Here is a 24,578-nt window from a genome sequence, read left to right as displayed (position 1 = left end):
AAGGAGCACGCCCGATGACCAACCCGGCCGAGCGGCTGGTGGACCTGCTGAACCTCGAGAAGATCGAGGAGAACATCTTCCGCGGGCAGAGCCCCGACGAACGGATCCAGCGGGTCTTCGGCGGGCAGGTCGCGGGCCAGGCGCTGGTCGCCGCCGGCCGCACGACGGACGGCACCCGGCCCGTGCACTCCCTCCACGCGTACTTCCTGCGCCCGGGCCGCCCGGGTGTGCCGATCGTGTACGAGGTGGAGCGGGTGCGCGACGGCAAGTCGTTCACCACCCGCCGGGTGGTCGCGGTGCAGCAGGGCAGGACGATCTTCACTCTGACCGCCTCCTTCCATCTGCCGGAGCCCGGCTTCGAGCACCAGCTGCCGATGCGGGAGGTCCCGGACCCGGAGACCCTGCCGACCCTCGGCGACGAGATCCGGGAGCATCTGGGCGGCCTGCCCGAGCAGTTGGAGCGCATGGCCCGCCGGCAGCCGTTCGACATCCGCTACGTGGAGCGGCTGCGCTGGACCCCCGAGGAGATCGAGGGCGCCGAGCCGCGCAGCGCGGTCTGGATGCGCGCCGTGGGTCCGCTCGGCGACGATCCGCTCGTGCACACCTGCGCCCTCGCGTACGCCAGCGACATGATGCTGCTGGACGCCGTACGGGTGCCGATCGAGCCGTTGTGGGGGCCGCGCGGCTTCGACATGGCCTCGCTGGACCACGCCATGTGGTTCCACCGGCCGTTCAGGACCGACGAGTGGTTCCTGTACGACCAGGAGTCCCCGGTCGCCACCGGCGCCCGGGGGCTGGCCCGTGGACGCATCTACGACCGCGAGGGCAGGCTGCTGGTCTCGGTGGTCCAGGAAGGGCTGTTCCGGAGGCACACGGACTGACCTCGGGGCCGTTCCTCCTCCGAATGGCGTATCCCCGGGTGCCGTGCACATCATGGTGGCGTGAGGGCGATGCCGAGTTCTGCCTCCTCCCAGGGGCATCTGCCGTAGGAAGGGCAGGGGCGCCTGTCCAGGGGCAGTGAGGAAGATCGTCCGTCACTTCGCGTGTGTGGGCACCGGCGCCGAGCAGCCGCTCGCCCGCTCGCCGGCACATCGTTCAGGGCACCCGCACGTTTCCTCTGTGCTCGATGTCCGGGGAAGGCATTTCTACCCAAGGAGCAGAGACATGACGTCGCACACTGTCCCACCGACTGCGCGTCTCTCCGAGCACGAAGCGGCCGTAGGGTTCACGGCGTCCCGGCAGATGTCGGAGGCCCTTCAGGCGATCCTCGTCGAGCTGGTCGAACTGCACCTGCAGGGCAAGCAGGCCCACTGGAACCTGGTCGGCCACAACTTCCGGGACCTGCACAAACAGCTGGACGACATCGTGGACGACGCCCGCGAGGCCAGCGACACGATAGCCGAGCGGATGAGGGCCCTCCATGCCGTCCCGGACGGGCGCTCCGACACCGTCGCGGCCACCACCACCCTGCCCAGGTTCCCCGAGGGGGAGCTGAGCGTGGCGGCCGTGGTGGACTTCATCACGACACGCCTGCACGCGGCGACGGCGACCATGCGGCGCCTGCACGACGGCATCGACGCGGAGGACCCGTCCACCGCGGACCTCCTCCACTCGATCATCGACACCCTCGAAGAGCACGCCTGGATGATCAGCGCCGAGAACCGCCAGGTGTGACGGCCGGGTTGTCCCACCGCCGGCGACGAGCCGCTCAGGCCGCCCCCAGCCCCAGCAGCCGGCGCCAACGGCTCCTAGTGGCCCGCGGGGGCGGCTGAGGCGGCCCGGTGGGACCGGGTGGCGCTGCCGGATCCGGCGGCGCCACCAAGACCGCCAGGGCGGGCTCCTGTTCGTTCCCCGGCCGGGGCGCCGGCCGGGCGGCGCGCGCCCGGAGCAGAGCGTCGGACAGCGAGACCTGTGCGAAGGCGACCTCGTCGGGACGGTCCGCCACGACGATGGCGTCGATCATCTCGCGCGCCACGTGGGTGCCGGTGTTCCCTGGCGGAATGCCCGGCCGCAGGCGGCGCAGATACGCCCGCTCGTGCGGATCGGGCACCGCCCGCGCCGCCGCCTCCGGGCCCAGCAAGGCGGCCCAGGCGGCCGCCTCGCCCCAGGCGTCGGTGGCATCCCGCACCATCTCCTCCACCCGCCGTGCCCGCCAGCCGCGGGGGCGGTGGTCCTCACCCTCGTCCAGCGCGTCCCGCAGTGCGGTCGGCAGACGGCCCGCGAGGAGGGAAGGTCGGGCGACCGCCAATTGCCGCACCTCTTCAGCCAGATAGAGCCAGACGACGGCCCGGTAGCGGTTCACGTACCACCGCACGGGGCGGATGAGACCGCCCTTGGCGAGTCTGGTGAACCGGTCGCGCGTGATGCCGATGAGCTCACCGCCCTCCACGCTGCCGACCAGTCGCAGCCGCTCCCTGAGCGTCTCCGGGAAACCCTCCTCGGACCGCAGCCGTTCCACGTCCTTGCGCACCACACGCCGCCGGCCGCCGGCCGCGGACGTCGTGCGGATCTCTCCGACCTGCAGCGCGACCTCGAATTCGGCCGGGTCCAGGCCCAGTTCCTCCCGCGCGCGTCGCACGCCGAGTGCTTCCGCGACGACAAGCTCCTGCACACCCATGTCGATCCCCCGTCCTTGCGTGACCGTTCGTCACTGACAGTCACCACGATAGAACAGGAGGCCGACGGCCCGCTCGGGCCTGTGGATAACTCTGTCACGCTCCGTGGTCGTAAACGGTCACAGCTGTCCCGCGGCGCACCAGCCGCTCCACGATCATCGGCTCCACGCGGGCCCAACTCCCGCCCGCGAGACCGCAGCCGATCCGCGGCATGTGCACGGACGCCGCGAGCCCGGCGGCCCGGTCCGCCACCGCCGCCAAGCCCGCGTCGATCGCCTCGTACCGGACCGGCACGCCCTCGCCGCCCCGCCGGACCCCGTGCTGGCCGATCATGTTGGCGACCCAGAGCCGTGGTCCGACGCCGACGAACTGGACGGCGCCCAACGCGAAGTCGTTCGCGGCGCGTTCGCGGTACCAGCGGCGGTAGGCCGCCTCCGGCTCCGGCCAACGGGCCGACACCGCGAGCACGAAGCCCTTCCCCCATCCACCGACGTCGTTGCAGACATGGGCGATCAGCTTCACGCCCTCGCCCACCGGGTCGGTGGCGTCGCCCCGGACATACGTGATCTCGGACATGACGTCACGGTACGTCCGGGCACCGACATCCCGCCGCGGACGGCCGCCTCACAGGGCCCGCAGCCCGTTGATGACGTCCTGCAGCACCCCGACGTCCGGCAGTTCGGCCGGCGGCACGGGGCGGATCGCCCGCAGGTGACCCTCGCGCAGCAGGTCGCCGAGGAGCACCCGGACCACGCCGACGGCCAAATCGGCCTCCGACGCGAGGTCGGCGACCGAGAGCGGGCCGTCGCGGCACAGGTCGAGCAGCGTGAGGTGCTCGTCGTCGAGGCCGTCCTCGGACACGGTGGCAGCGGCGGTATGGACGGCATGGCCCGGACGCGTTGTTCCGGCAGCGACCATGACGGCGATCAGGTCGACGTCGCCGTCCGAGTCCGGCCGGGTGCGGCCACCGGTGATGGTGTAGGCGCGCACCATCGGACCGGCCTCGTCGTCATACCAGAGCGCGCCCTCGTCCTCCGGCGGGCTCGGCGTCATGCGTCATCACTCCCCGGGAGCCGCCGCGTCGTGCCGGCGCGGTGCAACACCGAGGTGCTCACCGACCCGGTGAACCATGAGGGTCATCTCGTAGGCGATCTGGCCGACGTCCGCCTGGACCCCGCTCAGCACCGACAGGCAACTGCCCTCGCCCGCGGCCGTGACGAAGAGGAAGCCGTCGTCGAACTCGACCATCGTCTGCCGCACGCCGCCCGCCTCGAAGTGCCGGCCGGCGCCCTTGGCGAGGCTGTGGAACCCGGACGAGACGGCGGCCAGGTGCTCGGCCGTCGGGCGGTCCAGGCTGGTGCTCGCGCCGGTCACCAGACCGTCGCTGGAGAGCACGAGCGCGTGCCGGACGTGCGGCACGCGTTCCGTCAGGTCGTCCATCAGCCAGGTGAGTCCACTGCTCACGGTCATCCCCCGTTGCCCCCGTTCTCCGCAGTCCCGTGCGGTGTCGCGGCGTCACGGCCGCGGGCGAGGCCGCGCGTGAACGCCGTCATGGTGGAACGAGCCTCTTCCGGAGATCGTTCCCTTTGCGTTCCGCCCGCCGGCGGCTCTGCCGGGCTGTCGTGCACGGAGTCCTCCCTGAGTTGCGCTACGAGACTGGCCTGCCGCACCCGCTTCGGCAAGCCCGCCCCGGTGCGCCCGTCCTCCTTGGGCCTCGAGGGCCCGCGGCGGGGCCGCGGTGTGCGCGGCGACTTGTCGGCGCGGTCGCCACCGGGTGGCTCCGCCACCGACCGGGGCCGCAGCACGTGCTCCCCGGTCTCGGCGTCGTCCGACGAACCGTCGACCAGTACGGCCTGCGGGATCATCACCACGGCCACGGTGCCGTCGTACCGGCCGCGGCGCAACGCGACCCGCACCCCTTGGCGGGCCGCGAGCCGTCCGACCGTGAACAGCCCGAGGCGGTCCGTCTCCGGCAGGTCCGTGCCTGCGGCGGCCTCGCCCATCGCACTGTTGGCCTCGGCCAGGCGTTCGGCGCTCATGCCGAGGCCCCGGTCCTCGATCTCCAGGACGTAGCCGCCGCCGACCACCTCGCCCCGCACCTCGACCCTGCTCTCGGGCGGGGAGAACGCGGTGGCGTTGTCGATGAGTTCGGCGAGCAGGTGGAGCACGTCCGCGACGGCGGAGCCGACGAGCGCCACCCTGGGCATGCGCCGTACGACCACGCGCTGGTAGTCCTCCACCTCGCCGACCGCCGCCCTGGCCACCTCCGCGAGCCGCACCGGGCGCCGCCAGGCGCGGCCCGGGGCGTTGCCGGAGAGGATCAGCAGGCCCTCGGCGTGCCGCCGCATGCGGACGGCGATGTGGTCGACACGGAAGAGGTCGTCGAGCTCGGCCGGGTCCTGCGAGCGGCGTTCCATGCTGTCGAGCAGGGTGAGCTGACGGTGCAGCAGCACCTGGCTGCGACGGGCCAGGTTGGTGAAGACCGCCGACACCCCGCGGCGCATCCGCTCCTGGTCGACGGCCGCCTGCACCGCGGCGCGCTGCGCGGTGTTGAAGGCCCTTCCCACCTGACCGATCTCGTCGGCACCCAGGCGCAGTTCGGGGGCGGCGCGGGCCACGGCTCCCTTGTCGAGCTCCTCTCCGGAGCGCAGGCGGTGCAGTACCTCGGGGAGCCGGGTCCCCGAAAGCTCCAGCGCCTCGTTGCGCAGCAGGGTGAGCCGGCGGGCGATGCCACGGCCGATCAGGAGGGAGACGACAAGCGACAGGACGACCGCCAGCAGGCCGGCGAGGCTGACCGCTCCGGTCCTGAGGAGGACGCTCATGCCGTCGTCGCGCGCCTGGTCGCCGATCTCCCGGGCGGCCTCCAGATTGATGGTGCTGAGCTCGGCAAGGGCGCGGTCGGCGTTGACGCGCCAGCGGTCGAGCCCGACGACGTTCCCGACGTCCGCGGCGCCCGCGGAGCGCACAGCGGTCTCCATGGAGTCGAGCGACCAGGCGACGCTGCCGCCGCCGAACTGGTCGAGACGCTCCTTGGCCGCCTTGGTCAGTTCCGGGTCGACGATCGAATGCAGCAGCTTGCGGCCGTCCACGGTGCTGATGAACTCGCGGTACTGGCTGACGGACATGCGCTGCCCCGCCAGGACGGCGCTGATCATGGCGTCCTCGCGGGACAGCAACTCCCTCGCGCGCACGAGTTCGATGACCAGGCCGCCCTGGTGGGCCACCTCACCGCTCTGCAGGGCGGCCAGAGCGCCGCGCAACCGGAAGGTGGGGTCGATCACAGCCGAGTACCGGTGCAGTGCCATGGACCAGCCGAAACCGCGTTGCCGCACCTCGGCACGCAGCGGCCGCAGATCCTCCGCGGCGGTCACGAGTTCGGTCAGCCGCTGCTTCTGCACCCGGTCCAGCGGCGCGCCGCGGGCGTGCTCGCGCGCATGCTCGCGGACGACGGCGAGCAGCCGGTCGGTGTCCCTCTCGCTCCGGGCGAGCTCCGTGCCGCCCTGTGCGCCGTCGGAGGCGACATAGGTGACGGCGAGGCGTCGTTCCACCTGCAGCGCGCGGGCCAGATCGTCGGCCGGGGTGCCGTAGTAGCGGTAGGTCTCGGCGATCCCGATGAGGGCGAAGGCTCCGCGTACCGAGGTGTAGGTGCTGTACGTCCACAGACCCGCCAGCGACAGGAGCGGCACCAGGAGCAGTGCCACGAGTTGCGTGCGGATGGTGCGGGGGCGCAGGCGCATGCGTCAGGTCCTCGGTCGACCATGGGTTCGATACGGAAGGGCACAGTCTCGCCGAAGGAGGCCCCCTGACAGGCGGCGACTGTGACATGTCACAGCCCGGGGCGGCCGCCCGCCGTCGAATCCCGTCGAATCGGCCGGATGCGTGTTCACGCCACGCTAACGATCCGGCATTGCCGCGGAAACGCCCGCGCCGCACCCTGGACAAATGGAACGGGGACACGCGGTGCGGCGCGTCATCGGTCCCGTCCCAGAGGCGGAGGACGGTGCGGGGAACATCCCCTTGGTCCACCGCGACATCCACGGCTACCGCCGCGCCTTCCGGGTGGGCGGCAGCGGGCCCCCGCTGCTGCTGATCCACGGGCTCGGCGACACCTCGGAGACGTGGTCGCACATCCTGCACCGGCTGGGCCGGCACCACACGGTCATCGCGCCCGACCTCCTGGGTCACGGGGAGAGCGAGCGCCCCCGCGCGGACTACGCGGTCGCCGCCTACGCCTGCGGCATGCGGGACCTGCTCGGTGTGCTCGACGTGGACAGGGTCTCGGTCGTCGGCCACTCGCTGGGGGCGGGCGTCGCCATGCAGTTCGCCTATCAATTCCCCGAGCGCTGCGAGCGGCTGGTGATCGTCGGCGGAGGAGGCCTCGGGCCCGAGGTGCACCCCTTGCTGCGACTCGCCGCGGGACCCGGATCGGAAGTGGCCCTGCCGCTGGCCACCTCACCGCCGGTCCGCCGCGCCCTGCGACTCGTCGCGCCCGTCCTGCGGCGCACCGGCGGCCTCGGGCTGGGCCGGCACGACTTCGACTACGTCCTGGAACGCTGCCTCGCCCTGGACAGCGGCGAGGCCCGTCAGGCGTTCCTGCGCACCCTGCGCGCGGGAGTCGACCTGCGGGGCCAGGTCATCACCATGATGGACCGCAGCTACCTGACGGCCGGGCTGCCCACCCTCATCGTGTGGGGGAAGCACGACAGGGTCATCCCGGTGCGTCACGCCGTCAAGGCGCACGCGGCGATGCCCGGCAGCCGCCTGGAGCTGTTCGATGACGCCGGGCACTTCCCGCACCACGACGAGCCGGAGCGCTTCGTCTCCGTGCTGGAGGACTTCCTCGCGACGACGTCGCCCCAGGAGTACGACCCCGTGCACTGGCGCCGCCTGCTGCGCCGGGGACGCACCGACGGGCCGCTCTACGAGGAGGCGGTGGCAGCGCACCCGTCCAGCGGTTCCTGAACGCCCCTTCGGCGCCCTGCCGGGGCAGGATGGGGCCATGGGACACAGGATGACCGAGGAAGAGTGGCGGGCCTTCGTGTCCGCCGGGACGCGGACGGGCAAGCTGGCGACGGTCCGCGCGGACGGGCGGCCGCACATCGCCCCCATCTGGTTCTTGCTGGACGGAGACGATCTGTTCTTCAACACCGGTGCGGGAACCGCCAAGGGACGGAACATCACGCGCGACGGCCGGATCGCCCTCTGCGTGGACGACGACCGGCCGCCGTTCTCGTACGTGGTTCTGGAGGGTCGTGCCGAGGTGAGCGAGGAACCCGGCCCGCTGCTGGAGTGGGCCACCCGGATCGCGGCCCGCTACATGGGGGAAGAGCGGGCGGTGGAGTACGGGAAGCGCAACGGTGTGCCCGGCGAGCTGCTCGTGCGGGTGCGGATCGACAAGGTGCTCGCCGAGGCCGACGTGGCCGGCTGACGCCAGGGGCGGGCCGGCCACGCCGGTTCAGCTGACCGGCTTGCCGCCGTTGGCCTTCTTGCCGTTCGCGGCGACGGCCCACCAAGTGCCGCCGACACCGTGACCGTTGGTGTCGCCGGCCTTGGTGTCGCCGCTGTACCAGTACACCGGCCAGCAGTTGTACGACAGCTGCTTGGTGCCGTCCGGCCGCGTGTAGGTGCTCACGAGCTTGGGGTTGAGGCCCGCGGCCTCGGCCTCCGCCTTGGAGACGGCCTTGGCCGGCGGCCACTTCTTCAGGCAGTCGCCCGTGCAGTTCGACACCATCGGCCAGTCGGTGTCCTTGTCGAAGCGGTAGAGGGTCCGTCCCTTGAAGTCGACCAGGATGTCGCCCAGCTTCGCGTCGTTGACGACCGACAGGACCGGCCACTTCTTGTCCGAGGCCTCTTCCGCGTCGTCCCCGGAGCCGTTGTTGTCGTCGCCGTAGCCGTAACCGTCGTCCGAGCTCGCGGAAGGACTCGCGGCCGACGGGTCGTCGTAGCCGTACCCGCCCGTGGTGGAGGCACCCGGCTGGGCCGACTGGGCCACGTTCTGCTGCTGGGCCGCGGGGGCCACGTTGCTCGCCTGGCCGTAACCGGACGACGACCCGCTGCCGCAGGCGGTGACGAGGAGAAGGCCAGCGGCCGTTCCGGCGACCGCGGCACCGATCCGCTTGTGCATCTGAACTCCTAGCGCGATAGAGGCTCGGGGGCCGTGCGCCCCGCCTGCCCACTCGTACGCACCCCGCTCAGAAGCCTCTCAATGCACGGCGTTATCCATTTTTCCACCGCACCGGTCTGCTAGGGTGCCCGCCCGCCGACGGGCCGTCAGCTCACGGAGTCCAGCAGACGTGCGGCGTGCATCCGCCCCGCGTGCTCCACGAGCGCGACGAGCACGTCCCTGCTCGACGCCCGCTCCCGCGCGTCGCACATCAGCACAGGGGTGCCGTCCTCCAGGTCGAGGGCCCGGGCGATGTCCTTGGGGCCGTGGTCGCGTGTTCCGGGGAAGCGGTTGACGGCCACCGCGAAGGGGATGCGCCGGTGCTCGAAGAAGTCCACCGCGGGGAAGCAGTCCTCCAGGCGGCGGGTGTCCGCCAGCACGACCGCGCCGAGCGCACCCTGCGCGAGCTCGTCCCAGAGGAACCAGAAGCGGTCCTGCCCCGGCGTGCCGAACAGGTACAGCGACAGGCCCGCCCGGATGGTGATGCGGCCGAAGTCCATCGCCACCGTGGTGGTGGTCTTGCGCTCGACCCCACCCGTGTCGTCGACACCCCGGCCGGCCTCGGTGAGCTGTTCCTCGGTGCGCAGCGGCCGGATCTCGCTGACGGCCCCCACCAGTGTGGTCTTGCCGACCCCGAAGCCACCGGCGATGAGGATCTTCAGCGCCATGGGCGCCGTGTCAGAGTGCCCGGAGTCCATTGATCACCTCTCGCAGAATGCTCACGTCAGGAAGTTGCGCCGGCGGCACCGGGCCGCGGACCCGTACGCAGCCGAGCGCCAGCAGGTCGCCGAGCAGGACGCGCACGACGCCCACCGGCAGGTCGGACTCGGCCGCGAGTTCCGCGACCGACTGGGCGCTGCGCCGGCACAGCGCGAGCATGGCGGTGTGCTCCGGGGTGAGCGACGGGTCGTCGGCCGCACCGGGCTCGGCGATCACCTGGGCGATCAGGTCCAGTCCCGCGCCGGCCGTACCGGGCCGGGTCCGCCCGCCGGTCAGGGCGTACGGCCGCACCATGGGCCCGGCTTCGTCGTCGTACCAGTGGTCGCCGGGACGACGCGAGTACCCGCCGTTCATCACCCGTCGGCCCGGTCAGCCGGCGACCGGGCCGGCGGCACCGAGGCGCGGCGGTGTGTGCAGGTGCTCGCCGACGCGCTTGACGAGCCTGGCCATCTCATAGGCGATCATGCCGACGTCGGCACCGGCCGTGGTGAACACCGCGAGGCAGGATCCCTCGCCCGCGGCGGCCACGAACAGGAAGCCGTGGTCGAATTCGACCATGGTCTGCCGGACCTGCCCGGCGTCGAAGTGCCGGCCGGCGCCCTTGGCGAGGCTGTGGAAGCCCGAGGCGACGGCGGCCAGGTGCTCGGCGTCCTCGCGGCTGAGGCCGCGTGAGGCGCCCACCGCCAGTCCGTCACCGGACAGCACCACGGCATGGCGGACCTCGGTGACCTGGTCGGTGAGGTCGTCCAGGAGCCAGTCCAGCTCACCGGACCGGTTCGATGCGTCGATCATCCGTGTTCTCCTTCGCGGGATGCCCTGCCGGGGGTACGGCCGGTGTCGGTGTCGCCGTTCTCCGGGGCCGTACGCGGGCCGCCGTGGCCGCGACCGTGCCCGGGCGGCGGAGCGGCCCGCAGGGGACGCCGCTCGGCCCTCTCCGCGTCGGTTCCGTCCTCGCGCGGCAGGGTGCCCCCACCGCGGATCCAGCCGCTGCGATAGGCCGCCAGAGTCGCGCGTGCCTGCTCGGGCGAGCGCTCGCGCACCTCCCGCTTCGGCCCCGGGGCCGAGGCGTCCTCCGCAGCGGGCCGCTCCAGCAGTTGCGGGGCGAGGCTGGCCCGCCGCACCCGGCGCGGGAGGGCGCCGTCCCCGGCGGCCGTCGACTCGGCCGTGGCGGGGGCCGACGCGGGGGCGGGGGCGGGGGCGGCCGCGACGGGGACAGGCGCGACGGGGGCAGGGGCGGTCGGGGCCGTCGGCTCGGGAGCCGGTTCGCGTTCCGGCACCGGGTGGGGCACGACGCCGCGCGGCGGTGCGTCGTCGCTGCCACGCGACGACGCCGCCACCGCGGGCGCCCGCTCCTCGGCCAAGATGCCGTTCCCGTGGACCGTCGGTGCCGCTCTCCTCGTCCCCAGCGCCTTGAAGGCGTCGGCTTCCTGTGCGCCGGTCTCCAGCAGGGCGCTGGGCAGCAGGACGACGGCGGTGGTTCCCCCGTACGGCGAGGGGCGCAGCGCGACCTTGACGTCGTGCCGGGCGGCGAGCCTGCTCACGACGAACAGGCCGAGCCGGTCGCTGTCGAAGAGGTCGAGCGCCTGTGACTGCCCGATGCGGCGGTTGGCCTCGGCCATGGCCTCCGCGCCCATGCCGAGCCCGCGGTCCTCCACCTCCAGGACGAAGCCGTTGCCCACCTGCTCGCCGTACACGCGCACCTTGGTGTGCGGCGGCGAGAACTGGGTGGCGTTCTCGACCAGTTCGGCCACCAGGTGGGTGAGGTCGGCGACCGCCGCCCCGACCACGGTCGTCCGGGGCAGCCGCCGGACCTCGACGCGTGCGTAGTCCTCGACCTCGGCGACCGCGGCACGCACTACATTGGCGAGCGGTACCGGCTTGCGCCAGGCGCGGCCGGGCGCCGCCCCGGAGAGGATGATCAGGCCCTCCGCGTGGCGCCGCATCCGGGTACTGAGGTGGTCGAGCCGGAACAGGTCCTCCAGTTCCGCCGGGTCCTCGGTGCGCCGCTCCATGGTGTCGAGCAGGGCGAGCTGGCGGTGCACCAGCACCTGGCTGCGGCGGGCGAGGTTGACGAAGACCCCGGAGACGCCGCTCAGGAGTTCCGCGCGCTCGGCGGCGGCCCGCAGCGCCGAGCGCTGCACGGTGGCCAGGGCCTCGGCGACCTGCCCGATCTCGTCACTGCCATGGCTCCCGAGCGGGGCCTCGGCCTCCAGGTCGATCGGCTCCCCTGCGCGCAGCCGCCGCATGGCACGCGGCAGTTTGCGCCTGGCCAGGTCGAAGGCGGTATTGCGCAGTCCGACGAGTTCGACGACCAAGCCGCGGCCGATGCGCACGGAGATGAGCAGCGAGGCGACGACGGCGATCAGTCCGAGCAGCACGGCCACGCCCGACCGGCTGAGGAGGCTGTGCAGGACGGGCTCCTGCGAGGGAGCCGTGCCCACCGCGATCGCCGCCAGACCGCCGGACACCCGCCCGGCGGCCCGGTTCCAGACGGCGGCCGGAGCCGCGTTGGCCGCCGCTTTGCCGGGGCCGGCCGCCAGGACGGCGTCCTCTACCACCGCCAGGTCCGCGTACTCCTCCGAACCGCTGAGCCGGTCCCAGGCGCGTCGGGTCTCGCCGGTCAACCCGGGAACGGCGGTGGCGAGGAGGAACCGGCGGGCCCGGATGGACCCGCTGACGTCCCCGTAGCGCGCGAGGGGCAGGTCGTGGTCGAGGGCGGCGGTGGACAGCAGGGCGTCCTCGCAGGCCAGTTGTTCCGCTGCCCGGCCGATGTCCAGGGCGACGCGGGACTGCGGCGAGTCGGCGATGGCGGCGGCGATGGCGAAAGCGTCCGCGATCGCGTCCGTGTAGGCCTGGTAGACCCTGCCCCAGTCGGCGCGCGGCGCGGTGTCGCCGGGGCGCAGCGCGTCGAGCCCGTCCACGGCGCCCACAAAGGCGCGTACGCGGTCGGCGACCTGACCGGGCAGACCGGTCCCGTCGGCCACGGTGTGATCCTTGCCGAGCCGTAGCCTGCCGACGGCGTGACCGGTCTCCGAGGAGCGGCGCTTCAGCTCGGCCGCGGTCGCGTCCCTCGGATCGGCCATGTAGTGCCCCGCGGCACGGCGTTCGGCCTCCAATGCGGTGATGGTGGTGATGACCGGTTCGCGGATCGTTTCTGCAACGCGCTGTGCGCGGAACTGACGGGATATGTCCTGCGCCGTGGTGACGGCCGCGAAGGCCCACAGCGCCATCAGGGAGACGACGGGCACCATCAGGAGGCAGACGATCTTCGCGCGGACTGTTCTGGGCCGCAGGCCCGGCAGGGAGGTCCGCTGCGGCCGCTCGTCGGCGGGAAGACCGGCGTGCGCACGGCGGCCGCGCTGAGGGGTCATGCGGCGCCCTCCCCGAATCGCGTGGCGGCCGCAGAGGCCCCGCGTTCCCTCGCGGTCGGGGAGAGCGCGACGAAGGCCGAGGTGAGGAAGAGGTACGAGCCGAGACCGACGATGAGCGGGAAGAGGAAGGCGGTTGCCCCGGCCCCGCCCAACTCGGCGGCGGACGGGCGCACGTCCACTCGCACGGCGAGCATCCCCGTGTAGTGCATGCTGCTCACCGCGGCGCCCATGACGAGCGACGCCCCCGCGACGATCACGGGCCGGTGCACGGTGAGCACCGCCCACAGGGCGGCGGTCGCGGCGGCCACCGCGATGGACACGGACAGGGCCACCGTCCACGGGTCGTAGGAGACCCCGCCGTGCAGGCGCATCGCCGCCATCCCCAGGTAGTGCATGCTCGCGACGCCCAGGCCGGTGGTGAGCCCGCCGACCGCCAGGGCCACGGGACGCCCCTTGCCGTAGCCGACGGCGAACACGCCCAGGCCGACGACCAGGAGGGCGACCACCAGGCTCAGCACAGTGAGCGGCACGTTGTAGCGGATCTCCGTGCCGCTGACGCGGAAGCCGAGCATGGCCACGAAGTGCATCGTCCAGATGCCGGTGGCGAGCGCGCTGGTGGCCGTGAGGAGCCAGTTGCGGCGGGAGCGGCCGGTCGCCGCCAGGGCGCGGCCGGTGCAGCGCAGTCCGAGGGCCGCGCCGACGCACGCCATGGCGTACGAGAGCAGCGGCGTCAGCCAGCCGAAGGCGGCGTGGTCCATGTGTCCCATGGCCACCGGACGCTAGTGCGGGGGCGGCACCGGCCCTCGGCCATGACGGAACCCTGCGTTAATTGACAGGGTGCTTTCCCCGCGCGGTCCCGAACGATCGCCCAGCGGCCGAACCTGCACAGAGGGGAGGTGTTTCAGGAGCCGCGCGGTGCGTACATGATGACCCCCACGCCCACGAGGCACACCAGCGCCCCGACGACGTCGAAGCGGTCCGGCCGGTAACCGTCCGCGACCATCGCCCAGGCGAGCGAGCCCACGATGAACACGCCGCCATAGGCAGCCAGAATGCGGCCGAATTCGGCATCCGGCTGCAAGGTCGCGACGCATCCGTACAGGCCGAGCGCGATCACCCCGGTGCCGATCCAGGCCCAGCCGCGGTGTTCGCGCAGGCCCTGCCACACCAGCCAAGCGCCTCCGATCTCGAGGAGCGCGGCAAGTATGAAGAGGACGACGGAACGCAGCGTGAGCATGCGACCATGATGCCCCGCCCATTGCGCTGCCCCGTCCGCGGCTCCCACCAGAGGTGTCCGACATGCATTCCGACCCCGCCCATGTGCGTGAGTTCTTCGCCGCCCGGGCCGCCGGCTGGGACACCCGCTTCCCCGACGACGGTCCCGCGTACGAGGCGGCGGTGACGCGACTCGGTCTGCGCCCCGGGCAGACCGTGCTCGACGCCGGATGCGGCACGGGACGCGCGCTGCCGTTCCTGCGGCGCGCGGTGGGCCCGTCGGGGACGGTCGTCGGCGCCGACCTGACCCCCGAGATGCTCACCGCCGCGGTCCGCGCGGGGCGCGGGGCGGACGGCGCCCTCGTACTGGCCGACTGCGCACGCCTGCCGCTGCGCGGCGGGGTCCTGGACGCCGTCTTCGCGGCCGGGCTCATCGGCCACCTGCCGGACCCCGGTGCGTGCCTGCGTGAACTGGCCCGGGTCACCCGGCCCGGAGGGCGGCTGGCCCTCTTCCACCCCATCGGCCGGGCGGCCCTCGCCGCCCGGCAGGGCCGCCGGCTCACACCCGACGACCTGCGCGCCGAGCCCAACCTGCGGCCCCTGCTCGACGGGTCCGGCTGGACCATGACCGGCTACACGGACTGCGACGACCAATTCCTGGCGATGGCCTCGACGAAGGCGTAGGCGTTGTCGAACATGATGTTGTGACCGGCGCCGGGGACGGTCACCACCGACACCCCGGCCGCCACCAGCCCCTGGTGCCCGGCGAGTTCCCCGCTGTGCTCTCCGATCAGGTAGGTGCGCGGAACGGTCAGGGCGAGCAACATCGCGCGCATCGTGGGTTCGGTTCCCCGTATCAGACCGGCGGCACTGCGGTGCAGCGCCACGGGATCCGCGAGCCGCATCGTGGCGCCCCACTTCGGTCCGACGCGTTCCAGGACACGCTCGAAGGCCCCGCCGTGCACGAACTCCTCCTCCGTGAAGGCGGCGATGCCGCTGCTGCCGGCCGTCTCCGGCGGGCGGGGGTCCAGATTCGCCTCCGCCAGTACCAGGCTCGCGACCAGGTCCGGCCGGCGTGCGGCCAGCACAATGGCGACGGCCCCGCCCATGCTGTGGCCGACCACTTCCGTGCCGGTCACACCGGCGGCGTCGAGGGCGGCGGCGACCGCGTCCGCGTGGTCCTCCAGTCGGTAACCGAAGTCCGCCGGGCGGTCGCTGATGCCGAAGCCGGGCAGGTCGACCAGGAGCGAGCGGTGCCGCGCCAGCGCGGGGTGCCCGGCAATGTGCGCGAAGTAGACGGCGGATGCCGCTCCGAGGCCGTGCAGAAAGACCCGCGCGGGGCCCTCGCCTGCCGACTCCGTCCAGCGTATGTGCGCGCCGCCCTCGGTGAACCGTGTCTGCTGCATGACGGAGACCATACATCGCCACCGATGTATTACCAACACGATGTACCCCGTGGATGGTGGAGAATGACCGCATGCTGGAGCTCGCGATCCTGGGATTCCTGTTCGACGACGCCTTGCACGGCTACGAACTGCGCAAGCGCATCGCCGCGCTGACCGGGCACGTCAAACCCGTCGCGGAGAGCACGCTCTACCCGGCCATCAAACGGATGGAGAAGGCCGGCCTGCTGCAACGGGAGACCCGTCCGGGCGCGGTCGCCGCCCCCCGTCACGAACTCACGCTCACCGACCAGGGCCGCGCCGAACTCCGCCGCCGGCTCGCCGAACCCTCCGGCCTCGACATCTCGGACGAGAACCGCTGGTTCACCGTGCTCGCCTTCCTCCGGCACCTGGACGACCGGGCCGCCCAGGCCGCGGTGCTGCGGCGCCGCATGGCGTTCCTCGAGGAGCCCTCCGGGTTCTTCTACGAGGGCGACCGGCCGCTGCGCGCGGAGGAGGTCGAGGACCCGTTCCGGCGCGGCGTACTGACCATCGCCCGGGCGACCACGAAGGCGGAGCTGACGTGGCTGCGCGGCACGCTCGCGGAGCTCGGCGACGGCTAGGCCCGAACCCCGGACGGCAGGGCGCACCCGCGAAGCGGAAGCGCCGGTACCGCGTCCGTGCAGGCAGCCGCCGTACAGGGTGCGGAAGTTGGCCGCGGTGGCGGGGCGGCGGCCCGTGTCCCGGCCGGTGAAGGGTTTTCCACAGGCGCGACCCCGCTCTCGACGCGGGTCTCACCGGCTGGTTAGGGTGCGCCCACCACGGAGAACCACTCGGAAGGGGATGCCCGTGTCCGCGACGGACGACGACGCGCTGTTCGTTCTCACGGCGGCGATGCTGACGCCCGCGCAGTTCCCGAGCGTCCTGGCCGACGACTACCCGGCGGCGTGCGCCGAGCTCGGCCTCGAAGCGGTCGCCGACGGCTACGGCCTGATCTTCGGGCAGGACGGGACCGGCGCCCGGTGGACCGTGGCCGTCGACGACACCGCTCTCGTGGCCTGCGCCCTGGCCGCATGGGACTGCGGGCTCGAGTACGACCTGTCCCCCGACGAGCACTCGGTGATCGCCGCCCTGCCCGGCTGGCCGCTGCCGGTGGCCGTCGCCGCACCGGGGGTCGCCGCACCCCACGACCCCGACGAGAAGGAGGCGGGACGCCCCCTCTCGCCGCCGGACAGCGACCACTGGGGGCCGGCGCAGCGGCGCATGGGCGCCGACGAGATCGCGCTGCAGTGGCGCACCTGGCGTGAGCAGCTGGGCGACCCCGCCGGAACCGGTGGGACGGGCGGCGAACAGGCCACAGAGGATCAGGGGGCGGAGCCGGGCCCGCCCACGGGCGGCGGCCTCCATCCCGGCGTACGCCGGGCTCTGACCGCCGCCGCGGAGTACGTGAACGCCCCGCCGCCGCCCGGCCGCATACGGTCGACCGCGGCCGGGGAGGGAGTCCGGACACTGCGCGTGGACGGGACGGACTGGAGCCTGGTGGCCCGCACCGACGACGTCGCCTTCGTGCTGCTCGACGAGGAGCCGGGCGAGGTGCTCCCGGTCGGCCGCGGACCGGAACTGCCGAAGCTGCTGGAGGCCCTGGACAAGCTGGCCGTCCGCCCCAGCTGAGCCCGTCGGCGCCCGGGCCCGGCTCAGCCCGCCCGCGGGCCCTCGCGCGGATCGTCGTGCACCTTGCCCGCGACCTTGCGCGCCGCCACCAGCACCGGGTCCCACACCGGCGAGAACGGCGGGGCGTAGCCGAGGTCGAGCGCGGTCACCTGCTCGGCCGTCATGCCCGCGGTCAGGGCCACCGCGCCGATGTCGACCCGCTTGGCAGCGCCCTCGCGCCCGACGATCTGGAGCCCCAGCAGCCGCCCGGTGCCGCGCTCGGCGATGGCCTTGACGGTCATCGGCGCCGAACCCGGGTAGTAGCGGGCCCTGCTGGTGGACTCCACCACGGCGGTGACGTACTGCAGGCCGGCCGCGTCGGCCTGCGACGCCTTGAGCCCGGTGCGGGCGATCTCCAGGTCGCAGACCTTGCTGACCGCCGTGCCGACGACACCGGGGAAGGTGGCGTAGCCGCCACCGATGTTCGTGCCGACGACCCGGCCCTGCTTGTTCGCGTGGGTACCGAGCGGAATGTGCTGCATCCCCCCGGACACCAGGTTGACCACCTCCACGCAGTCACCCGCCGCCCAGACGCCGTCGGCGCCCCGCACCCGCATCGCGCGGTCGGTGAGCAGCCCGCCGTGCTCCCCGAGGCGCAGTCCGGCCTCCCGCGCGAGAGCGGTGTTGGGCGCCACACCGAGCCCGAGCACGACGACGTCGGCCGGGTACTCGCCCCGGTCGGTCGCCACCGCCCGGACCCGCCCTCCGGCGCCGGTCAGCACCTCGCGCACGGCGGAGCCGGTGACCACGGTGATGCCGAGCCCCTCCAGGGCCTTGCGCACCAGGTGCCCCATGTCCGGGTCGAGGGTGGACATGGGCTCCTCGGCCCGTTCGAGCAGGGTGACGCGCAGTCCGTGCCGCAGCATGGCCTCGGCCATCTCGACGCCGATGTACCCGCCGCCGACCACGACCGCGTGCCGCGCAGGGGCGTCGTCGAGCGAGCCGAGGATCTCCTCGCCGTCATCGAGGATCTGCACCCCGTGCACTCCGTCGGCGTCGATCCCCGGGATGTCGGGCCGCTTGGGGACGGCCCCGGTGGCGATGACGAGCTGGTCGAAACCGGTCCAGCCCTCGTGGCCGGACGTGTCGCGGGTGCGCACCCGGCGCGCGTCCATGTCGATGCCGAGCACCTCGGTGCCGAGCCGCACGTCGATGCCGCGGGCCCGGTGCTCCTCGGGCGAGCGGGCGATCAGCTCGTCGGGCCCGTCGGTGTCCCCCGCGATCCAGTAGGGAATGCCGCACGCCGAGTACGAGGTACGGCGGCCGCGTTCGAAGGCGATGATCTCCAGGTCGCCCGGGCCCCTCCGTCGGCGTGCCTGGGACGCCGCCGACATGCCCGCCGCGTCGCCCCCGATGACCACCAGCCGTTCCGTCATGACCGCAGCGTATGCGCACGCCCCCGGTATCGTGCGCGGCCACCCCTGTGCCGCACACTTGTGCGTCATGGACCTCCAGATCACCGCGACCTCCCCGGAGCACCCGGCCACCCTCCTCGACCTGCCGTGGAACGTGCCGCTGGAGGAGTGGCCCGAGGAGTACCTGGTGGCCCTGCCCCGCGGCATCTCCCGGCACGTGGTGCGCTTCGCGCTCGCCGGGGACGAGGTGGTGGCGGTCAAGGAGGTCGGCGAGTGGGCCGCCGTGCGCGAGTACGGGCTGCTGCGCGACCTGGACCGGATCGGGATCCCCGCGGTGGACCCGCTGGCCGTGGTCACCGGCCGCACGGACGACCGCGGCGCTCCGCTGGAGCCCGTCCTGATCACCCGGCACCTGGGCGGCTCCCAGCCGTACCGCTCGATGTTCGAGACGACGATGCGGCCGGGCACCGTCAACCGCCTGCTCGACGCGCTCGCCGTCCTGCTGGTCCGGCTGCACCTGGCGGGCTTCGCCTGGGGTGACTGCTCGCTGTCCAACACCCTGTTCCGGCGCGACGCGGGCGCGTACGCGGCGTACCTGGTGGACGCCGAGACCGGCCAGATCCAGGCCAACCTCTCGCGCGGCCAGCGCGAGTACGACATCGAGGTGGCCCGGGTCAACATCGCGGGCGAGCTGATGGACCTGGAGGCGGGCGGTTCCCTGCACCCGTCCGTGGACCCGGTGACCTTCGGCCAGGCCATCGCCGACCGGTACGACGAACTGTGGCACGAGCTCACCCGCGAGTCGGTCTACCCGGTGACCAAGCGGCACTACATCGACCGGCGCATCCGCCGCCTCAACGAACTCGGCTTCGACGTGGCCGAGATGCAGATCCAGAAGTCGCCGGACGGCGACCACGTCACCTTCCTGCCCAAGGTCGTGGACGCCGGCCACCACCAGCGCCAGTTGCTCCGCCTGACCGGCCTGGACGCCGAGGAGAACCAGGCCCGCAGCCTCCTCAACGACCTGGAGACCTGGATGGCCACCCAGGACGACTACGCCCCCGGCGACCCGCTCGGCGCCCGTCCCGAGGTGCTGGCCCACCGCTGGGTCCGCGACGTCTTCCGCCCGACCGTCCGCGCCGTCCCGCGCGAGCTGCGCCGCGGCATGGACACCGCGCAGGTCTACCACGAGCTGCTGGAGCACCGCTGGTTCATGTCGGAGCGGGCCCAGGGCGACGTCGGACTGGACGCCGCGGTCGAGGACTACGTGCACAACGTGCTTCTGCAGTCGCCGCAGGCGCCGGCGGTGCCCCTGCCGCCGGACTAGGCCCGCCTTCCGAGGCGCCCGTCACCCGGCCGGGCGCCTCAGCTCCGCGACAAGTGCCGCCTGCGCGACGTCCGGGTCGGCGTGCGCCTTGAGGGCGTCAAGTTGGTCCCGCCACGGTCCCGTCCACCCGGTGGCCTCCCCGCCCGAGCGGACCAGGAGCACCGCGGCCAGTCCGGCCGGTGTGCCGGGACGCTCACCCAGGGCGCGGGCCACTTCGAGGACGGCTCGGAGGGTGGAGCCGTCGTCGGCGCCGAGCGTCATCGGACGCCGGTCGTCGAGGGACAGGGCGTACGGGTGCCGCTCGACCAGTCGCAGGCAGCGGTCCCACCGATCCGGGCCGGTGTCCCCCTCACGCAACGCCGCGATCGCGGCGTCGAAAGCCGCGCGGGCGGCGGCGCGGCCCAGTCCCGCCCGTTCCAGTGCGTCCGCGTACACGCCGTCCACCACCGCGGTGCGCGGGTGGTGGCGATTGGCCGCGAGACGGTCGAGGAGGCGCAATTCCGCCCGGCCGCCCGCCAGAGCGCCGAGCGCGTCGCGCAGCGCGGCGGCGGCCGTCCCCGAACGCGCCGCCGCCCCGGAGAGCGCGTACCCGGCGTTGTACCGCTCGTCAGGGAGCCGCGCCGGGTCGCACAGCGCGGCGGCGAGCGCTCCGGCGACGACCTCGTCCGCGCGGTGCTCGCGGACGACCGTGTTGAGTGCGCCGCAGGCGGCCTCCACGACGTCCGGGTCGCCTCCCTCTCTCACCAGGGCGGCCAGGAAGTGCGTGTGGGCCTCCGCCGCCGGGACGGCGTCCCGGCGGCCGCCGATGACGGCCTGCCGCACCGCCGCGTGCCCCATCCGGGACCGCAGCCGGGCGGCGATCCCGGGCCGCTCCAGGGCGGCACTGAGCGGAACGGCCAGCACGGCGAGCACGTCGTGGTGCTGGCCGGGCACGTCCCAGGCGGCCAGCAGGGCGCCGAACGCCTGCTCACCGGGGCGTTCGCCCAGGGCCCGTGCCGCCTCCTTCCGCGAGCCGACGGGTGCCCGCGGGTCGCGGGCGATCCCGCCGAGCCACTCGACCGCCTCGGCGTCGGGAATTCCGTCGAGGAGCCGGCGCAGCGCCGCCATCGCGGCCCTGCCGCGCACGCCGCCGGTGCCGGCGTACTCCAGCAGCGGGGCGAGCGCGGCGCGGTCGGCCATCCGGCCGAGTGAGGCCAGGGCGGCGGCCGCCACGGGCTGGGGAACCTCCCCCTCGGCCAGCCGCCCGAGGACTGTGGCGTCGCGCAACTGGGAGGCCGCGCGGGTGCGTTGCCTGAGCGGCAGGTCGTCGTCGGCGGCCACGCGCTCCAAGTGCTGTGCGATCAGCGCCCGCTGTGGGGGCAGCCAGCGTCCTTCGGCGGTCCAGGGCGTCCTGGGCAGCCACGGCGGCACGGCGGCGGCCGCCGGCAGGCTCTCCAGCAGGTCGGTGCGGCGGCGTGTCACCGTCTCCTCCAGGCGCGGGACCGCGGAGAACCGCTTGCCGGATCGCAGGAGTTCCGCGGCACGTGCTTCCCGTGTCGCGGGGTCGGCGAGCCAGACGCCGGCGGCGCGGGCGGCGACGGCGGGATCGTCGCTCTCCAGAGCCGTACGGGCGAGGAAGTCGTCGCAGCCGGGCAACGCGGCGATATGGCGCTCCAGGAGGGCGGCGATGCCGAGGGCGTTCCGGGTGCCGCCGCTCTGGTGGCCCGCGGCCCAGATCGCCCGGGCGGCGGACCGGTCGACGTCCAGTGGCGTCCCGTGGCCCGGGAACCGGGTGTCCGCGACGATCTGGGCGAGCAGCAGTGCGACAGCCGCAGCGCGTTCGTGGTCGTGCCGCGTCGCGGCCGCCACTGCCGCCCGCCGCAGGAGCCGTTCGGCGGCCCGGAGCGTGTAGGGAGTCGAGTCGTGGGACTGGACGGTGGTCCGGGCCGCGTCCCGCAAGGCCGCGTACGGGACGGCCGCCAGCAGCCGGGCGGGGGCGTTGGCCGCCTGTTCCAGGGCCGCCTGGCGTACGACGTACATGTCGTGCCAGGCGCGTTCACACATGGTGAAGACGCGGGCGTACCCGGCGGGGTCGCCGTGCTGGGCCGCGGCGGCGAGGAGTCCCGGCCAGGCGGAACTCCTCTGGTGGAAGTCGAAGTCGTCGGCCAGACCCCGGTAGAGGGATTCGGCCTCGGCCGGCGGAAGGAGGACGCCGAGGCGCAGCCGGTTGTCACGCCCGCGCCCCGGACCCACCCGCAGGTCCCGGACGAACTCGGCGCGATCCTCGGGGTCCAGCGCGGCGACCGCGCTGACCGGCACCCTGTGCCGGTTTCCGTGGGGCACGCGTTCGCGCACCAGCCGCAGGCGCGCGTCCGATGGGACGAGCGCCAGCAGGGGGTCGGCGGTGACGGGCTCCGTCAGGTCCCGGTGCTCGTCATCCTGGATGCGGCACACCGCGGCGAGGGCGGCCAGTTCCTCCGGAGCCAGTCCGCGCAGTGCGCGGCGGACGCTCCTGGGCAACGGTCCGTCGGCGAGAGGCAGGTGCGTGAGGCCCGCTCGGCGGACGGCGGCGAGCAGGTCCCGGGGCCGGCGCAGGGCGGCGACCACGGCCTCGCCGGTCATGACGCGCGGCGCCTTCTCGGCGAGGATCAGCGCGGCTCCGGGGTCGCGTCGGGCCACGGACTCCGCGAGGTTCACGTGGCGTTGGACGAACCGGTACCGCGCGAGGGTGGCGCCCTCGGCCTGCGCCGCTGCCCGGACCAGGTGTTCGGCGACCGCTCGGGGCGCGGTGCGGGCGAGCGACGACAGCACGCCGGCGGGCGCGTCGAGCCGGGGCAGCCACTCCCCCACCGTGGACGGCGGACAGGCCGGCAGCAGTTGCGCCGCCTCGGCGTCCCCGTACCGCTCGCGGACCTCCGGGAGCAGTCGTGCGGCGAGTTCACGGCGCCGGGACAGCCGCAGGACACGGTAGGCGTCCCGACGTACACCGCGGATGTCGCTCAGCGCGATCCGCGCCAACGCGGCGTCGGGAACGGGCAGCCGGATGGCCGCCGCCAGGGCGCGGCGTCGCAGCCGGGGGTCTTCGAGCGCGGCGGCCACGGCGTCGACGTCGCGCCGGACGACGGCCAGGAAGAGCGCGAAGTGCCGCTCGTCGGGGTCCCCGTCCGCGAGAGCGGCACGGGCGGCGCGATAGCCGTCCTCGTCGAGGGACCGGGCGTGTTCCGCGACGGCCCGCATCCGGGCCGGGAAAGGAAGGTGGTCGAAGTGCGTGTACAGAGCGGGGACTTCTCCTCGGGAGTTCTCCTGGGTCCCCGTCCCTGGCGGTCGTCGTCCACGGTCGCGGGGGCGCCGGTGCCGGGCGGCGCAGGGGCGATGGTTCCCGTCGTCCCCCGGCACCGCAAGCGAATTACACCCCCGGCGCGCCGGAACGGCCGCGTGTCGCGGTAATCGTGAGCCGCACGTAGTCCACGACCGGTTCCGGGAGGCGCTCCGCCACGGCCCGGACGAAGGCCTCGTGCTCGTCCTCGTGAAGGCGCTCCAGTTGCCCGCCCAGAACGACGACGGCCAGGTAGGACAGGAGTTGGTCCCCGGCCGCCAGGCGCGCGGGGTCGGGCGCGAGGGCGACGTCGATGTCGGTGAACCCGGCGTCGCGCAGCCGCTGTTCGGTCTCGGCCACGCCGGCGAAGTGCCAGACGGCGGGCCGCGTCCCGAGGACGTCGTCGACAGCCGCGGAGACGTGGGCGATGTTGCCCGGGCCACCGCATTCGGCGACGAAGGTGCCGCCGGGGCGCAGGACGCGGGCGATCTCACCGAAGAGCGCGGCGTGGTCGGGGATCCAGTGCAGGGTGGCGACGCTGACGACGGCGTCCACGGGCTCGCGCAGCGGCAGCCCGTGCGTGATGTCCGCGTGGACGGCCTCGACCCGGTCCATGCGGCCGGCCAGGCGCTGCCGCAGCCGGTCGAGCATGCGCAGCGAACCGTCGACGGCCACGACGTACCCGTCCGGGAGGAGGTCCAGCAGCGCGGCGGTGTCGCGGCCGGTCCCGCAGCCCAGGTCGAGCACGCGGGCTTCACGGCGGGGGCCGGACGCGGCGAGCCGGCCGAGCGTCCGCTTTCCCCACTGCTCGTGCGGCAGCGGAAGTGCGTCGTAGGTGGTCGCGTCCCATTCCCTCGGCATGACCTCACACTAGACAGGATCGTCCACCAAGTGATACCCGTGTCTCGCATAGTGAGCGAAAGGGGAGCGGGCATGTCCGTGATCGAGGTCCGTTCCGTCGGCCGGGTGAGCGGCGGGCGCGCCGCCGTCGAGGACGACGACTGGGGCGGGGTGGAGGCGGTGATCCGGCTGGACGCCGGGCGATTCGGGCCCGAGGCGCTGTTCGGGCTCGACGCCTTCTCGCACCTGGAGGTCGTCTACCGCTTCGACCGTGTGCCGCCGGAGCGGGAGCAGACCGGGGCGCGCCACCCCCGCGGCAACACCGCGTGGCCCCGCACGGGCATCTTCGCCCAGCGCGGCAAGGACCGGCCCAACCGGCTGGGCGTCTCGCGCTGCGAGCTGCTGCGCGTCGAGGGACTGGACGTCCACGTGCGGGGGCTCGACGCCGTGGACGGCACGCCGGTGCTCGACATCAAGCCGTGGATGACCGGGTTCGCACCGCGGGGCGAGGTCGTGGAACCGGCATGGGCCGGGGAGTTGATGCGCCGTTACTACTGACTGCGGGGGCGGGGGGCGCCCGTGCGC

General features: G+C 73.5%; 25 protein-coding genes. 9 read left to right on the top strand and 16 right to left on the bottom strand.

Annotation, left to right across the window (positions count from 1 at the left end; all coding sequences use genetic code 11):
- Positions 1 to 14 precede the first annotated feature (14 nt).
- Positions 15 to 881: an acyl-CoA thioesterase II gene (locus PV364_RS03760; protein ID WP_319658160.1), complete on the top strand. Its 867-nt coding sequence runs from the start codon at positions 15 to 17 to the stop codon at positions 879 to 881.
- A gap of 283 nt (positions 882 to 1,164) precedes the next feature.
- The gene (locus PV364_RS03755; RefSeq protein ID WP_319658159.1) at positions 1,165 to 1,674 is read left to right on the top strand and encodes a DNA starvation/stationary phase protection protein; all 510 of its coding nucleotides are present in this window, start codon (positions 1,165 to 1,167) and stop codon (positions 1,672 to 1,674) included.
- Positions 1,675 to 1,708: 34 nt separating this feature from the next.
- Here the strand turns inward: PV364_RS03755 and PV364_RS03750 are convergent, their stop codons facing one another.
- The 5 genes from PV364_RS03750 to PV364_RS03730 form a co-directional block, all read right to left on the bottom strand.
- The gene (locus PV364_RS03750) at positions 1,709 to 2,617 is read right to left on the bottom strand and encodes a DUF6397 family protein (RefSeq protein WP_319658158.1); all 909 of its coding nucleotides are present in this window, start codon (positions 2,615 to 2,617) and stop codon (positions 1,709 to 1,711) included.
- 94 nt (positions 2,618 to 2,711) lie between these two features.
- The gene (locus tag PV364_RS03745) at positions 2,712 to 3,191 is read right to left on the bottom strand and encodes a macro domain-containing protein (protein WP_319658157.1); all 480 of its coding nucleotides are present in this window, start codon (positions 3,189 to 3,191) and stop codon (positions 2,712 to 2,714) included.
- Positions 3,192 to 3,239: 48 nt separating this feature from the next.
- Positions 3,240 to 3,668, bottom strand: a complete 429-nt coding sequence (locus tag PV364_RS03740; RefSeq protein ID WP_319658156.1) for a DUF742 domain-containing protein — start codon at positions 3,666 to 3,668, stop codon at positions 3,240 to 3,242.
- A gap of 6 nt (positions 3,669 to 3,674) precedes the next feature.
- Complete coding sequence (locus PV364_RS03735; RefSeq protein WP_319658155.1) at positions 3,675 to 4,085, bottom strand: roadblock/LC7 domain-containing protein; 411 nt, start codon at positions 4,083 to 4,085, stop codon at positions 3,675 to 3,677.
- Positions 4,082 to 6,352, bottom strand: coding sequence for a nitrate- and nitrite sensing domain-containing protein (locus PV364_RS03730; protein ID WP_319658154.1), 2,271 nt, complete (start codon positions 6,350 to 6,352; stop codon positions 4,082 to 4,084). The genes PV364_RS03735 and PV364_RS03730 overlap by 4 nt, the downstream gene beginning before the upstream one ends.
- 205 nt (positions 6,353 to 6,557) lie before the next feature.
- Here PV364_RS03730 and PV364_RS03725 point away from each other — a divergent pair, with 205 nt between their 5' ends.
- Complete coding sequence (locus PV364_RS03725; RefSeq protein ID WP_319658153.1) at positions 6,558 to 7,577, top strand: alpha/beta hydrolase; 1,020 nt, start codon at positions 6,558 to 6,560, stop codon at positions 7,575 to 7,577.
- Between the two features lie 37 nt (positions 7,578 to 7,614).
- Positions 7,615 to 8,043: a PPOX class F420-dependent oxidoreductase gene (locus PV364_RS03720; RefSeq protein WP_319658152.1), complete on the top strand. Its 429-nt coding sequence runs from the start codon at positions 7,615 to 7,617 to the stop codon at positions 8,041 to 8,043.
- Positions 8,044 to 8,070: 27 nt separating this feature from the next.
- On the opposite strand, the gene PV364_RS03715 is transcribed toward PV364_RS03720, so the two are convergent.
- The 7 genes from PV364_RS03715 to PV364_RS03685 all read right to left on the bottom strand — a co-directional run bounded on the left by PV364_RS03715 (position 8,071) and on the right by PV364_RS03685 (position 14,106).
- Positions 8,071 to 8,739: a hypothetical protein gene (locus PV364_RS03715; protein WP_319658150.1), complete on the bottom strand. Its 669-nt coding sequence runs from the start codon at positions 8,737 to 8,739 to the stop codon at positions 8,071 to 8,073.
- Positions 8,740 to 8,885: 146 nt separating this feature from the next.
- The gene (locus PV364_RS03710) at positions 8,886 to 9,476 is read right to left on the bottom strand and encodes a GTP-binding protein (RefSeq protein ID WP_319658149.1); all 591 of its coding nucleotides are present in this window, start codon (positions 9,474 to 9,476) and stop codon (positions 8,886 to 8,888) included.
- Positions 9,457 to 9,852: a DUF742 domain-containing protein gene (locus PV364_RS03705; protein WP_319658148.1), complete on the bottom strand. Its 396-nt coding sequence runs from the start codon at positions 9,850 to 9,852 to the stop codon at positions 9,457 to 9,459. The genes PV364_RS03710 and PV364_RS03705 overlap by 20 nt, the downstream gene beginning before the upstream one ends.
- Positions 9,853 to 9,867: 15 nt before the next feature.
- The gene (locus tag PV364_RS03700) at positions 9,868 to 10,290 is read right to left on the bottom strand and encodes a roadblock/LC7 domain-containing protein (protein WP_319658147.1); all 423 of its coding nucleotides are present in this window, start codon (positions 10,288 to 10,290) and stop codon (positions 9,868 to 9,870) included.
- Positions 10,287 to 12,869: an ATP-binding protein gene (locus PV364_RS03695; protein WP_319658146.1), complete on the bottom strand. Its 2,583-nt coding sequence runs from the start codon at positions 12,867 to 12,869 to the stop codon at positions 10,287 to 10,289. The genes PV364_RS03700 and PV364_RS03695 overlap by 4 nt, the downstream gene beginning before the upstream one ends.
- The gene (locus tag PV364_RS03690) at positions 12,866 to 13,636 is read right to left on the bottom strand and encodes an MHYT domain-containing protein (protein WP_319658145.1); all 771 of its coding nucleotides are present in this window, start codon (positions 13,634 to 13,636) and stop codon (positions 12,866 to 12,868) included. Before PV364_RS03690 ends, PV364_RS03695 begins: the two co-directional genes overlap by 4 nt.
- A gap of 134 nt (positions 13,637 to 13,770) precedes the next feature.
- Positions 13,771 to 14,106 (bottom strand): YnfA family protein, encoded by a 336-nt coding sequence (locus tag PV364_RS03685; protein ID WP_319658144.1) that lies wholly within the window; start codon positions 14,104 to 14,106, stop codon positions 13,771 to 13,773.
- A gap of 62 nt (positions 14,107 to 14,168) precedes the next feature.
- Here PV364_RS03685 and PV364_RS03680 point away from each other — a divergent pair, with 62 nt between their 5' ends.
- Entirely contained in the window at positions 14,169 to 14,768 is a 600-nt protein-coding gene (locus tag PV364_RS03680) for a class I SAM-dependent methyltransferase (protein WP_319658143.1), read from the top strand.
- Here PV364_RS03680 and PV364_RS03675 read toward each other — a convergent pair.
- Entirely contained in the window at positions 14,717 to 15,490 is a 774-nt protein-coding gene (locus PV364_RS03675) for an alpha/beta hydrolase (protein WP_319658142.1), read from the bottom strand. The two genes, PV364_RS03680 and PV364_RS03675, sit on opposite strands and share 52 nt — an antisense overlap.
- Before the next feature lie 71 nt (positions 15,491 to 15,561).
- On the opposite strand from PV364_RS03675, the gene PV364_RS03670 reads away from it, so the two are divergent.
- A complete protein-coding gene (locus tag PV364_RS03670) occupies positions 15,562 to 16,089 on the top strand; it encodes a PadR family transcriptional regulator (protein ID WP_319658141.1) in 528 nt (175 codons plus the stop codon).
- Positions 16,090 to 16,309: 220 nt separating this feature from the next.
- Positions 16,310 to 17,137, top strand: a complete 828-nt coding sequence (locus PV364_RS03665; protein ID WP_319658140.1) for a hypothetical protein — start codon at positions 16,310 to 16,312, stop codon at positions 17,135 to 17,137.
- A 23-nt stretch (positions 17,138 to 17,160) separates the two neighbouring features.
- On the opposite strand, the gene PV364_RS03660 is transcribed toward PV364_RS03665, so the two are convergent.
- Entirely contained in the window at positions 17,161 to 18,552 is a 1,392-nt protein-coding gene (locus PV364_RS03660; protein ID WP_319658139.1) for an FAD-dependent oxidoreductase, read from the bottom strand.
- A gap of 67 nt (positions 18,553 to 18,619) precedes the next feature.
- On the opposite strand from PV364_RS03660, the gene PV364_RS03655 reads away from it, so the two are divergent.
- Positions 18,620 to 19,858, top strand: coding sequence for a DUF4032 domain-containing protein (locus PV364_RS03655; RefSeq protein ID WP_319658138.1), 1,239 nt, complete (start codon positions 18,620 to 18,622; stop codon positions 19,856 to 19,858).
- A 21-nt stretch (positions 19,859 to 19,879) separates the two neighbouring features.
- On the opposite strand, the gene PV364_RS03650 is transcribed toward PV364_RS03655, so the two are convergent.
- Both PV364_RS03650 and PV364_RS03645 read right to left on the bottom strand, forming a co-directional pair.
- Complete coding sequence (locus PV364_RS03650) at positions 19,880 to 23,074, bottom strand: hypothetical protein (protein ID WP_319658137.1); 3,195 nt, start codon at positions 23,072 to 23,074, stop codon at positions 19,880 to 19,882.
- 169 nt (positions 23,075 to 23,243) lie between these two features.
- Entirely contained in the window at positions 23,244 to 24,014 is a 771-nt protein-coding gene (locus tag PV364_RS03645) for a class I SAM-dependent methyltransferase (protein ID WP_319658136.1), read from the bottom strand.
- 72 nt (positions 24,015 to 24,086) lie between these two features.
- Here PV364_RS03645 and PV364_RS03640 point away from each other — a divergent pair, with 72 nt between their 5' ends.
- Positions 24,087 to 24,551 (top strand): SAM-dependent methyltransferase, encoded by a 465-nt coding sequence (locus tag PV364_RS03640; RefSeq protein WP_319658135.1) that lies wholly within the window; start codon positions 24,087 to 24,089, stop codon positions 24,549 to 24,551.
- The last annotated feature ends 27 nt before the right edge of the window (positions 24,552 to 24,578 follow it).

This window comes from Streptomyces sp. MI02-7b (genome assembly GCF_033793585.1).
Lineage (GTDB): Bacteria > Actinomycetota > Actinomycetes > Streptomycetales > Streptomycetaceae > Actinacidiphila.
This window is presented reverse-complemented; position numbering and strand designations above follow the sequence as displayed.